This window comes from Nonomuraea sp. K271, assembly GCF_009908215.1.
GTDB classification, from domain to species: Bacteria; Actinomycetota; Actinomycetes; order Streptosporangiales; family Streptosporangiaceae; genus Nonomuraea; species Nonomuraea longispora.
On record NZ_JAAAHR010000083.1, the window covers coordinates 26558 to 38108 of the forward strand.

Genomic DNA, 11551 nt, shown 5'->3' on the forward strand with positions numbered 1-11551 from the left:
GGCGTCACGACGGGCTCCTCGCGCACGCGGCGGACCCGGGCGCGGGAGAAGCCCGTCGTGACAGCGCGGGCGCACCTCAGGAAAACCGCGCAGTTGATGCTCGCCGCAGCCGCCTGATTTTCCTCTCCCGCCGGTCGGCGCACGCTTCCACGCACGCACGGCCGGCCGATGTGAAAGCGGAGGCCCGCCACTTCCTCAGGGCACCCGGCGCCCGTCGACGACTATTCCGCCTGGCGGAATACTGTCTTGCGGGAGCGCTCCCACGAGCTTATATTCGCACGAAGCACGATTTAAACGAACCGTGTAATGCGACTCAACTGACGTCAGTCGGTGCGCATGGCGTGCGCCGCCTGCCGCATGCCCTGTATGTCGGCGGAGACGCTGTCCCCGACCACCGACCGGTGCCGCAAGACCCCGAACACCTGGAGCACCTGATGGCGAGAGTCCTGTTCGCGGCGACACCCTTCCACGGTCACGTGACCCCGTTGCTCACGGTCGCGAAAGAAATGAAAGCCCGCGGTCACGACGTGCTCTTCCTGACGGGTGCACGTTTCGCCGCGGCCGTGGAATCAGGCGGACTCCGTTTTGAAGCGCTCCCCGAGGAGGCCGACTTCGACGACCGGCGCATGTCGGCGGCATTTCCCGAATTCGCCGAGACGGGCACGGGCTACGACCACCACATCTTCTTCTGGAAACGGGTGTTCGCGGACGCGGCGGTCGCACAGTACCGCCGGATCCAAACTCTGCTCGAACATTTTCCCGCCACCGCGCTCGTGCACGACACCGTCTTTCTGGGCGCCCTGCCGCTGTCGCTGCGACCACCCGACGGCGTCCGGCCGGCCACCATCTGCCTCGGCGTCCTCCCGCCCATGCTGCTCAGCGACGACGTGCCCCCGTTCGGGCCCGGAATCCCGTATCTCGCCGGCCCCGAGGGCCGCGAGCGCAACCGCCGGCTCAACGCCGAGACGCTCGAAGCGTACGCAGGACTGCAGAAGGACGTCGTGAGCGTCTTCGCAGCCATCGGCTGTGACCTGCCCGGGTTCGTCTTCGACTGCGCGGTCGTCGGCCCCGATCACTATCTGCAGCTGACCGTGCCCGGCTTCGAGTACCCCCGCTCGGACGCGCCCGCTTCGTTCCGGTGCGTCGGGGCGCTGCCGCAGCCGTCGAGCGAGTCCTTCGCGCCGCCGCGGTGGTGGCCCGAGGTCACCGCGGCGGACCGCCCGGTCGTGGCCGTGACCCAGGGGACGCTGGCCAACGAGGACCTCTCGGAGCTGATCCTGCCCACGGTGCGGGGGCTCGCCGCCACCGACGTCACGGTGGTCGCGGTGACGGCCCGCCCCGACGGCCCGGAGGACTTCGCCCGGCTGCTCTCCGACCTCCCGGCCAACGCCGTCGTCGCCGGTTACGTGCCGTTCGACCGGCTGCTGCGGTCGGCGAGCGTACTGGTGACCAACGGCGGCTACGGCGGCGTGCACGCCGCCTTGCAGAACGGGGTGCCGCTGGTCGTCGCCGGCGACACGGAGGACAAGCCCGAGGTGGCGGCGCGGGTGCAGTGGAGCGGCACGGGGATCGACCTGCGCACCGGACGTCCCGAGCCCGAGCAGGTCCGTCAGGCGGTCGTCGCCGTGCTGGGCGACGCGGGTCACCGCGCGGCCGCCGGGCGGCTGCGCGCGGAGATCGCCGCGTTCGACCCGTTCGGTACGGTGGCCGGCATCGTGGCCGGTACCACGACCGGCACCACGACCGGCACCAGCCCCGCGCGCGAGCAGGCGGCCGTCCCTCCGTGGGGTCACCGGTGACCACCCTGAGCAGCAGGTTCCGGCTCGCGGACACGGTCGCGGAACGCTTGCTCAGGCTCACCGCCGCCGAACGCCACAAGGTCGGCTTCCCCGGCTGGTCGGCGGCTTTCCCCCCGCCGCTCGTGCCCTTCCTGTCACACGAGCTCAACAACTACGGCGACCCCGGGTCCGACCCGGTCTTCCCCTGGCACACCAAGGACCTCGAACGCGAACTCGTCGACGACCTGGCCGGCCTGTTCGGCGCCTGCCCGGCCCGGCCCTGGGGCCACGTGACCAACGGGGGCAGCGAAGGCGTCCTGTACGGCCTGTGGCTCGCGCGGACGAAGCACCCACGGGCCAAGGTGTACCACTCCAGGACGGCGCACCCGTGCGTGGCCCGCAACGCCGGCATGCTGCGCATGGAGAACGTCGCCGTGGCGGCCGACGTCCGCGGCGAGATGAGCTACACCGACCTCATGCGGCGGCTCCTGGCCGACCCGAACCCGGCGGCGATCGTGGTGGCCACGATCGGCACCACGCTGACCGAGGCCGTGGACGACGTGCGCAGCATCCGCGCCGCGCTGTCGGCCGCCGGCAAGCGGTACCACCTCCACGCCGACGCCGCCATGTCGGGCATCCCGCTGGCGTTGCACGCCGAGGGCCGCCCGGTGTTCGGGCTGCACGCGCAGGGGGCCGACAGTCTGTCGATCAGCGGGCACAAGTTCCTCGGGGCGCCGTTCCCGTGCGGCGTCGTCCTGGCCAGGACCCGCCCAGCACGGCACCCTGGCACCTCGGACCTGCTGTGCGGCGCCTCCGACTCCTTCGCCAGCTCCCGCAACGGGCATGCCGCCCTGATCCTCTGGTACCTGCTCAAGGAGCGCGGGATCAGCGGCCTGCGGGAGCTGGCACACGCGGGGCGGGCCACCGCGGAGTACGCCCAGCGCCGGCTCGTCTCGGCCGGCTGGCCCGCCTGGCGGGCGCACCGCCATGCCCGCACGGTGGTGTTCCCTGCGCCGCCGCGCGCCGTCCTGGAGACGTGGGCGCTCCCGGTGGTCCGCGGGGTCAGCCACATCGTCTGCACCCCGGGCGTGTCCCGGTCCCGCGTCGACCGCTTCGTCGCGGCGGTCGGCGCCGCGATCCCCGAACCGATCAAGGACGGCCAGCCATGGACCACTCCCTCACGTGCTGTGTGATCATTCCGACGTACAACCGCGCCCGTCTGCTCGACTGGACCCTGCACGCGCTGACCCGCCAGGACCTGCCGCGCGACCGGTTCGAGGTGGTGGTCGTGGACGACGGATCGAGCGACGACTCGGCGGCCGTCGTGGACGGCTACCGTGACCGGCTCGCGGTGAGCTACCACTACCAGGAGGACCAGGGGTACCGGCTCGCCGCCGCCCGCAACGTGGGGATCGCGCACGCGAGCGCCGACGTCTGCGTCTTCATCGACTCGGGGGTGCTGGCCCACTCCCGCTGTCTCAGCGCGCATCTCGACAGCCACGCCTCCGCTGCCGGCCCGGTGGCCGTCGTGGGGTACGCCTACGGCTTCAACCTGGACAACGAGGACGCCCAGCTCATCGAGGCGACGGTCGACGTCACCGATCCCGACGCGAGCATCGACCGGCTGGCCGAGGACGGGCGGCTGGACCTGCGGGAGGAGTTCTACGTCCGGCACGGCGACCGGATCGGCGACCTGCCCGCGCCGTGGACGGTGTACTGGAACTGCAACGCCTCGGCCCGCACGGCCCAGCTGCGCTCGATCGGGGCGTTCGACGAGGCGTTCCGCAGCTGGGGCGGGGAGGACATCGATCTGGCGTACCGGCTGCACCGCGACGGAGCCCGGTTCGTCCTGAACCGGCAGGCGAGCTCGATCCACTACCCGCACGAGAAGAACGCGGACCAGAACATCGAGAGCTGCGCCCTCAACTACCGCTACATCGCCGACAAGTACCGGACACCGCTCACCCGGCTTCTCCTGCCGCTGCCGACCATCGACCCGTTCAACCTCAACGACGTCGCCCGCTTCCTCGACGTGCCGTCATGTGCGGACTACCTGGCCGGGAAGACGTGAGCGCGGTGCCGCGCCCTGGCCCGCAGTGGCGGGTCGTCCGGCTGGTTCCGCTGGCGGGGCCGGCGCTCCTGTCTGCGATGGTGCCGGTGAACCTGGCGCTCGGCGCGCTGCCGGTCGTCTTCGTCGTCGCCGCCGCCCACCTGCTGGCGGAGGTGCCCGCCGCGGTCGCCGCCGGCGCCGGGTCGCCCGCGGTCGACCGGCTGCTGACGGCGTTCGCGGTCGCCGCGGCGGCGTTCCTGCTGCGCGAGATCCTCTCTCCGCTGCAGGAGTCGCTGGGCGAGCTCGCCGCACGCCGGGTGGACGGCCTCATGTACGACCGTCTGATGGCGACCGCTCTGCGCCCGCGGGGCCTGGCCGCCCTCGAGGACCAGCGGGTCCTGGAAGCGCTGCGGCTGGCGTCGCGGGAACTGGAGTACGGGGTCCAGAGCCCGGGGCAGGCCTGCGCCGGAGCGCTCGCCCTGCTGGCCCGCGTGACCGAGTTGTGCTGCTGCCTCGTGGCCATCGGCGCGGCCTTCTCCTGGTGGGCCGCGCTCGGGCTCGCCGCAGTGGTGCTGCTGTTCCGCCACGGCCAGCGGGGCGGCCTACGCCGCTACGCGCGGGCGCGTGTCGCGCTGGCGGACGAGGAACGCCGGATCGACTATCTCCGGCGGCTCGTCATCGAGCCGGGCGCAGGCAAGGAGATCCGGGTGTTCGGGCTCATCCGGTGGTTGTCCGGGATGCTGGAGGACGCCTACCACGGATGGCTGCGGCCCCTGTGGGCGGCCCGGCGACGCGCGTACGTGTGGCCCTTCGTCTGGTTCACCGCCGCGGGGACCGCCGTCACCGTCGCCGTGTTCTGGGCGGTCGGCACGACCGCGGCGGACCGGCTCGCCCTGACCGGCTTCCTGATCGTCATGCAGGCGGCCCTGGGAGCGCTGCGGCTCGGCGAGCACTACTCGGAGGTGGACCTGCAGACCGAGGTCGGCATGCGCGCGCACGAGGCCGCCGAGCGCTTCGCCGCCCGGATCGACGCCTACCCCGGTGGCCGGGAGAGCGAGACCGCGGACGGTCCCCCGGCCGGCGAGGTGCCGGACCCGGTGCACGCCATCCGGTTCGACCAGGTCCGCTTCGGCTATCCGGGAGGGCGGGGGCGTGTGCTCGACGGCCTGGACCTGACCATCCCGGCCGGCCGGTGCACCGCCATCGTCGGCATGAACGGCGCGGGCAAGTCGACGTTGGTGAAGCTGCTGTGCCGACTGTACGACCCCGACGGCGGCACGATCCGCGTCGACGGGATCGATATCGCGTCCTTCCCCGTGACGGCCTGGCGCAGGAAGCTGAGCGTCGTCTTCCAGGACTTCGCCCGCTACGAGGTATCCGCGGCCGAGAACATCGGCTTCGGCGCCGTCGGCGCGCTGGACGACCGGGCGGGGATCGAGGCGGCCGCGCGTACCGCCGGGGTGCCCGCCGTACTGGGCGCGGCGCCCGGCGGCCTGGACGTGCCCCTGGCCAGGCACCTGTCGGGCGGCGCGGACCTGTCCGGCGGGCAGTGGCAGCGGATCGCCCTGGCCCGCACGCTCTTCGCGTTGCGGCACGGCTCCCCCGTCATCGTCCTCGACGAGCCGACCGCGAGCCTCGACGTCCGCGCCGAGACCCGGTTCTTCGACGAGTTCGCCGAGCTCACCCAGGGCGCTACCACGTTGCTGATCTCGCACCGGTTCGCCACCGTACGCCGCGCCGACCTCATCGTCGTCCTCGCCGGCGGCCGCTGCGTCGAGCAGGGCGGCCATGACGAACTGATGGCGCGGGACGGCCGGTACGCCCACATGTTCCGCCTGCAGGCCCACCGCTTCGCCGGCTACACGGGGGACCCGACGTGAGAGAGGTGTCCCGTACCGTACGGCACCTGGTCGGCGGGGCCTGGCGGGCGGACCGCGGCAAGACCGTGACCGCGTTCGCGCTGGTGCTGGCCGGCGCCGCGTCCGCTCCCCTCCTGGCCGCCTGCCTGGGCGCCATGACCGACCACCTGCTCGCCGGCCGATCCGATGCCGCGGTGCTCGCCGGAGCCGGCGTCGCCGTGTTCGCCATCGTGTCGCTGACCTTCGGCCACTTCGCGCACATCGCGTACTTCGAGCTGTCCGAGCTCGCCGAGATCGACTTCGACCTGCGGCTGGCGGCGCTGTCCAACGGAACGCCCGGGACCGCCCACCACGACCGGCCGGAACACGCGGACACGTTCACCGTGCTGCAGCGGGAGAGCCGCCGCTTCCACACCGGTCTCGGCGCGGTCGTCAGCGCCGCCGGCCTCGCGATCGCCATGGCCTGCACCGCGATCCTGCTGGCCCGCGTGAGCGCGCTGCTCCTGCTGCTGCCGCTCGCCGTGGTACCGCCGCTGGTCGCCGGACGCCTGGCCGATCGGGCCATGGCCCGCGCCCGGCAGGATTCGGCCGAGCCGACCCGCATCGCGCTGAACCTGTTCCGCCTGGCCACCACGGCCCGGCACGGCGGCGAACTGCGGGTCTCGGCGCTCGGACCGGAGCTGCGCGAACGCCACGCACGGTTGTGGGCGACCGCGACCCGGCGGCTGTGGCGAGGACAGCTCACCGCCACGGTGATCCGTGCCGCGGGGCTGGTGACGTTCGCGGCGGGGTACACGGGCGCGGTGCTCGTCGCCGTCCGGAGCGCGGTGTCCGGGGGCGCCTCGCCGGGCGGGGCCGTCCTGGTCGTCGTGCTGGCCGTACAGGTCAACCAGCAGGTCACCACCGCTGTCCGGCTGATGCAGGACCTGCACAGGATGGCCACCGCGCACCGGCGGCTGGACGACCTGGCTGCCGCCGTCGCGGAGCCGCCGGCGGCCGTCCGCCACGACCCCCCGGACCGGCTCGATCGGGGGATCACCCTGGAGGACGTCAGCTTCGCCTACCCCGGCACGACGCGGCCGGTGCTGACGGACGTCCGGCTGACCCTCCCGGCCGGCGCCACCGTGGCCGTGGTGGGCGAGAACGGCGCCGGCAAGTCCACCCTGGTCAAGCTGCTGTGCGGGCTCTACAGGCCCACCGCCGGGCGGATCCTGCTCGACGGCGTCGACCAGCGTGAGGTGGCGCCCGACCAGTGGCGGCTGCGCGTCTCGGCGGGCTTTCAGGACTTCGTACGGTACGAGCTGACGCTCCGGCAGGCGGTCGGCCTGGGCGACCTGCCGAGAATCGCCGAGGATGCCGTGGTGGCCGCCGCCCTGGAGCGCGCCGCCGCCTCCGACATCGTCCCCCGCCTCCCGCACGGCCTGAGCACCCAGCTGGGCCGGTCGTACGCGGACGGCGCCGAACTGTCCGGCGGCCAGTGGCAGAAGCTGGCCCTGGGCCGCGCGTTCATGCGCGAGGCTCCCCTGCTGCTCGTCCTGGACGAGCCCGGCTCGGCGCTCGACCCGGAAGCCGAGCACACCGTGTTCGAACGGTACGCCGCGCAGGCCAGGCGCATCGGCCGGTCGGTGGGCGCGATCACGGTGGTCGTCACGCACCGCCTGTCCACCGTCCGCACGGCCGACGTCATCGTAGTCCTCGACGAGGGCCGGGTGTCCGAAATCGGTGATCACGCCACCCTGATGGCGGCCGGCCGGACCTACGCCGACCTGTTCACGATGCAGTCCGCCGCATACGCCTTCAGCCGGCACCCGGTGAACGATGCCCTCACTCAGCCGATCGCCGACAGCGGCCCGGTGCGGAGGAAACCGGGCCCGGGGTAGCTGTATGACCACGAGCGGCGCCTGGCCGGCAGTACATCGCGGCTCGTTGACGGCGGCGCTCCGGTGTCCGCAGCACCACGCACCGCAGGTGTACACGATCCGCTGTCGGATCCTCCGTACCGATCGGGACATTGGCATGCCGGAGGGCGCGGTGAGCCGGCCCGGCCGTCCATGATGGCCTCGTGCAGCGTTGGGGGGGGGGAGCGCGTCAAGGCGTCGCCGTGACGGAACCGCGGACTCTGGCTGGCCGAGCAGGTGACCCTGGCTTATGGCCGGCGCGCCCCAAACGCGCGACCGGCCGGTTCTCGCGTACAGAACCGGCCGTCGACCCGCCGCGGGCGATACGGCGAGACTCCGCCCGCCAGGCTCTGATCACTGGCGCAGGAACGCGGTGACCATCGGCAGCACCAGGTCGGGCCGGATGACCTGCAGGTGCTTCGTGTCCGGCAGGATCGCCAGGTGCGCGTTCGGCAGCAACTGCTTCATCTCGACGCTGTGCTCCAGCCGGACGAAGTCGGTGTCGCCGATGATGATCAGGACCGGCATCGTCAGCCGGGCCAGCTGTTCGTCGGTCCACCCTGCGAACTCGTGCACTGCCGGCTGGAACTTCATCACGGACGGGAAGAAGTTCTCGGGATCGGGCGCCACCTCGTCGTAGGCGCGCTTCATCGCCGCGGACTCCTCCTCGGTCGGCATCCGAGGCGAATCGAGCTCCAACGCCGTGATCTCGGGGTAGTACCCCTCATTCCGGGTTGACCGGAAGTGCGAGGCCGCCAGCACGACCCGACCGGCCCGATCCGGGGCCGAGACGGCGACCTCGGTGGAGACCAGCCCACCCAGGCTGTAGCCGAAGAAGTCGGCCCGCTCGACGCCGAGGTGGTCGAGCAGCGCGATCACGTCCTCGGCGCACTGCCGGATGGAGAACGGCCGGTCGCTGTCGGCGGTGTGCCCGTGCCCCTGCAACTCGACACCGATCACCTTCCGCTCGGCGGACAACGCCGGCAGCAGTGAGTCGAAGCTCAGATGGAACGTGTACGCGCCGCCGTGCAGCATGACCAGCGGCGGGCCGGGCCGATCGGCGCCCAGAACCTCGTAGTAGAGGTCGATGCCGTTCACCGGGGCGTACGCACCTTGAGTCATGTCGATTCCCCTCGCCGCCGTCTACCGGCTCGGCCTATAGGTCAGCACCACTGTGCCGTTACCGATCTCGGTCACCTTCGTCAGGTCCATGGCGGTAGTACCAAGGCCGGCCAGCAGCGACTCACCGGATCCGGCGACGAACGGTGAGATGCTCAGATGCAGCTCGTCGAGCAGCCCTGCCTCGACCAGCGCCCGGCTGAACGGGCCGTTGCCGTACTTCACCAATGTGCCGCCGCCGGCCTCCTTGAGCCGGGCGACCGCCTCGACCGCATCGCCCGCCAGCACCTCCGCGTTCCACGTGGTCCCGGTCAGCGTGGTGGAGGCGACGTACTTCGGCAGAGAATTGATCTTGTCTGCGACGTCGCCGGTCAAGGTCGGCCACGTCTGGGCGAAGCCCTCATAGGTCACCCGGCCGAGCACGAGACCGACCGCCGAGGACAGCAGCCCGAGCTGATAGGCGAAGTGGTCCTCGTTGGGGACGACCTTCTGCTGCCCGGCCCACCAGGCGTCGCCGGACATTTCCCGTCGATCGAGAGGTGGTCGTATTCGATCAGTTTCCGCACGCCGGGAGTCAACCACCCGGCGGATCGGCCCGTCTTGTATCGAACCGAACCCCTGTCACCACGCCATCACAACGCCATCACAACGCCAGAAACGGGATGCCGGACCGCAACTCGCCCGGGGTGTGACCGGTCGCCCACCGCATCGCCCGCGCGAGCTGCGACTGATCGTAATAGCCGCCGGCGGTGACCACGTCGGCGATCGAGCTGCCCGCCGTGAGGAGTTGCGCGGCGTGCCGTGCCTGCTCGATGCTGGCGAGCTTGCGGTGCGAGATCCCGACGGCCCGGCGGAACCGGATCTGCGCCATCCGCTCCGACATGCCACGTGGGCGTTCGCCGTGCCTGATCTCGTCGACGAGCGGGTCGAAGAACAACAGACCAGCGCGCACCAACCGGTCGACGAAGACGTCGACGTTCTGCGCGGTCGGCATCTCCCAGTCCCGATTGTCCAGCAGGATCTTGCCGCCCGGCAGGGTCGGCAACACCGCGTCCCTGAGGTCGGTCAGACCGGAGGGCGGGTACAGCGGCAGGTAGGCACCGAGCCGCAGGTCCACGCCGAAGAACTCCCAGCCCTCCAGGCACGTCAGCGATGTGCCCCTCGTCTCCGGCCCGCGCACGTGCACCGTGATTCCGTCATCGCCCTGTGCGAACGCGAGCATGGATGAGGTCTTGACCGCCGAGCTGAAACCGGTTGTGGCCTCACAAGTCGCCGACCACACCCGTTGCACCAGCGGGAGTTCGCCCGCCACAGCGTTGAAGATGAGCCCCACGCGGCGTGACTATAGACCACTCAAGACGCAGGCCGCGTGGCGCACACCAGAAGACCGACCACGGCGCCGACCACACGATCTCCCGCCGGGCGCTGACGGTCGGATTGCCTTATCGTGGAGCAAGAAGTCGCCGCCGAGGACCTGCGTAAGGATGCGGTGCGCCCGACGACGGCGGTCGTGTCATCGTCGTGACGGAACGGGGCCAGGAACTACGGGTCCGGAAGAACTGGAAGTCTCCCTCCACCGTGGCCCACCGTGAAGGTGCTGCCGAGGACGGCACCAACCCCGTGGTCCTGGGCGATGAGACAGTGGGCGTTGTCCGGCTGGGTGATGGGGAAAAGCTGCGTTACCGGCTGAAAAAGGGGGACCTTTGGCGCTCCGTCCCCAAGGTCACATTCGCCGGTCCCACGCTGCCGTACGACCTGGAGACCGTTCGGGCCGACCGCCCTCTGGGGCGCGACAGCGTGCTGCTCCGCGCCGAGCGGACCGGGACCTGACCACGGCTCCCCCTGGACCGTGGGACCGGGAGGAGTTCTACGCCGTCAACCTGAAGGCCGGGACCATCAAGTGGGCCGATTACCGGGCGGCCGAAATCTGCGGAACAGAGGGAGAACACATCAGGAGGCAGGCCTACGCACGGGACTCCGTGCCCGAACCGGTCGCAGAACGCCCCGTACCGTCGAAGGACCGCGAGCGCCGTCTCTGATCTGGCACCCGCGGACAGGCGACCGGTCTTGATCACGCGGCTGGTCCCCTCGGAGTCGGCGTCGGTGATGCCGGGCCGGATGAAGGCGAGGACCGGCGCGCTACGGCCCCGGCGACCTGCCCCGCGCCGTATGGAGGACCTCGAGGATGACCGACCTGGACATCGACCGCGATGGGCCTCGGCGAGGATTCACGTGAGCGCGATGGAGCGAAGGTCTATCTGGTCGTCGCGGCGTTGGCCGGTGACGGATCATCGGGCCGCAATCCGCCTTCCGGGCAGCGACAAGCGTGACCCTGCGGAAAAGGATGAACGCTGCCGGTGCGCTGATGATCAGGAGGCTCGACGAGGGAACGATGAGATGCCAGCCGCGGCGAGCGCGGGACTACCGCTTCACCCAGGTGGCCGACAGTGACACTCCACCATCTACCCGTCGATCCCCCGGCCCTGTGACCTGAACCTGCTGATCAACGCGGAGGAAACCGCTGGACCGCAGCGAGCGTGGCCGGACCTGCCGCCCCGTGACGGTCCGACCGTGCGGGTGACGGCCGAGACCACGGTCCGACGACGGTCCAGACAACGAGAAGGCCGGTGCCTCCGATGGAGGACCGGCCTCTGACTTGCGTTTTCGTGGTGGGCGATACTGGGATCGAACCAGTGACCTCTTCGGTGTGAACGAAGCGCTCTCCCGCTGAGCTAATCGCCCGCCCTGCCGGCTCCGCTTGGTGCCGACGAGGAAAACCATACCGCACTCTGGTGCCTGCTGGCGAAGCGATGTGATCAGAAGTGGGTAGGCAGGGCGGTGGGAGGG

Annotated in this window: 9 protein-coding genes and 1 tRNA gene; 6 read left to right on the forward strand and 4 right to left on the reverse strand. The window is 71.1% G+C overall.

The window, feature by feature from the left end:
* Window positions 1-434: 434 nt before the first annotated feature.
* The 5 genes from GUY59_RS26130 to GUY59_RS50845 are packed head-to-tail and all read left to right on the forward strand — an operon-like array spanning window position 435 to window position 7567.
* On the forward strand, window positions 435-1799 hold the full coding sequence (locus GUY59_RS26130; RefSeq protein ID WP_161714706.1) for a glycosyltransferase: 1365 nt from the start codon (window positions 435-437) through the stop codon (window positions 1797-1799).
* Complete coding sequence (locus GUY59_RS26135) at window positions 1796-2971, forward strand: pyridoxal-dependent decarboxylase (RefSeq protein WP_161714707.1); 1176 nt, start codon at window positions 1796-1798, stop codon at window positions 2969-2971. The genes GUY59_RS26130 and GUY59_RS26135 overlap by 4 nt, the downstream gene beginning before the upstream one ends.
* Window positions 2944-3849 (forward strand): glycosyltransferase, encoded by a 906-nt coding sequence (locus GUY59_RS26140; RefSeq protein ID WP_138200922.1) that lies wholly within the window; start codon window positions 2944-2946, stop codon window positions 3847-3849. Before GUY59_RS26135 ends, GUY59_RS26140 begins: the two co-directional genes overlap by 28 nt.
* Window positions 3819-5708, forward strand: coding sequence for an ABC transporter ATP-binding protein (locus tag GUY59_RS26145; protein WP_138200921.1), 1890 nt, complete (start codon window positions 3819-3821; stop codon window positions 5706-5708). The genes GUY59_RS26140 and GUY59_RS26145 overlap by 31 nt, the downstream gene beginning before the upstream one ends.
* A complete protein-coding gene (locus tag GUY59_RS50845) occupies window positions 5705-7567 on the forward strand; it encodes an ATP-binding cassette domain-containing protein (RefSeq protein WP_138200920.1) in 1863 nt (620 codons plus the stop codon). Before GUY59_RS26145 ends, GUY59_RS50845 begins: the two co-directional genes overlap by 4 nt.
* A gap of 372 nt (window positions 7568-7939) precedes the next feature.
* Here the strand turns inward: GUY59_RS50845 and GUY59_RS26155 are convergent, their stop codons facing one another.
* The 3 genes from GUY59_RS26155 to GUY59_RS50850 all read right to left on the reverse strand — a co-directional run bounded on the left by GUY59_RS26155 (window position 7940) and on the right by GUY59_RS50850 (window position 10037).
* On the reverse strand, window positions 7940-8707 hold the full coding sequence (locus tag GUY59_RS26155) for an alpha/beta fold hydrolase (protein WP_201761346.1): 768 nt from the start codon (window positions 8705-8707) through the stop codon (window positions 7940-7942).
* A 21-nt stretch (window positions 8708-8728) separates the two neighbouring features.
* A complete protein-coding gene (locus tag GUY59_RS26160; RefSeq protein ID WP_138200919.1) occupies window positions 8729-9226 on the reverse strand; it encodes a dihydrofolate reductase family protein in 498 nt (165 codons plus the stop codon).
* Window positions 9227-9347: 121 nt separating this feature from the next.
* Window positions 9348-10037, reverse strand: a complete 690-nt coding sequence (locus GUY59_RS50850; RefSeq protein WP_138200918.1) for a helix-turn-helix domain-containing protein — start codon at window positions 10035-10037, stop codon at window positions 9348-9350.
* Window positions 10038-10225: 188 nt separating this feature from the next.
* On the opposite strand from GUY59_RS50850, the gene GUY59_RS26170 reads away from it, so the two are divergent.
* Window positions 10226-10534 carry a hypothetical protein gene (locus GUY59_RS26170; protein ID WP_138200917.1) on the forward strand — a complete coding sequence of 103 codons (309 nt, stop codon included), beginning with the start codon at window positions 10226-10228 and terminating at the stop codon, window positions 10532-10534.
* An 837-nt stretch (window positions 10535-11371) separates the two neighbouring features.
* Here GUY59_RS26170 and GUY59_RS26175 read toward each other — a convergent pair.
* Window positions 11372-11446, reverse strand: a tRNA-Val gene (locus GUY59_RS26175).
* Window positions 11447-11551 lie beyond the last annotated feature (105 nt).

Bases quoted from the DNA above. Each gene is read 5' to 3' on its own strand.
- GUY59_RS26130 (WP_161714706.1), top strand. From the start codon at position 435: ATGGCGAGAGTCCTGTTCGCGGCGACACCCTTCCACGGTCACGTGACC.
- GUY59_RS26160 (WP_138200919.1), bottom strand. From the start codon at position 9,226: ATGTCCGGCGACGCCTGGTGGGCCGGGCAGCAGAAGGTCGTCCCCAAC.
- GUY59_RS26155 (WP_201761346.1), bottom strand. From the start codon at position 8,707: ATGACTCAAGGTGCGTACGCCCCGGTGAACGGCATCGACCTCTACTAC.
- GUY59_RS26145 (WP_138200921.1), top strand. From the start codon at position 3,819: ATGTGCGGACTACCTGGCCGGGAAGACGTGAGCGCGGTGCCGCGCCCT.
- GUY59_RS26140 (WP_138200922.1), top strand. From the start codon at position 2,944: ATGGACCACTCCCTCACGTGCTGTGTGATCATTCCGACGTACAACCGC.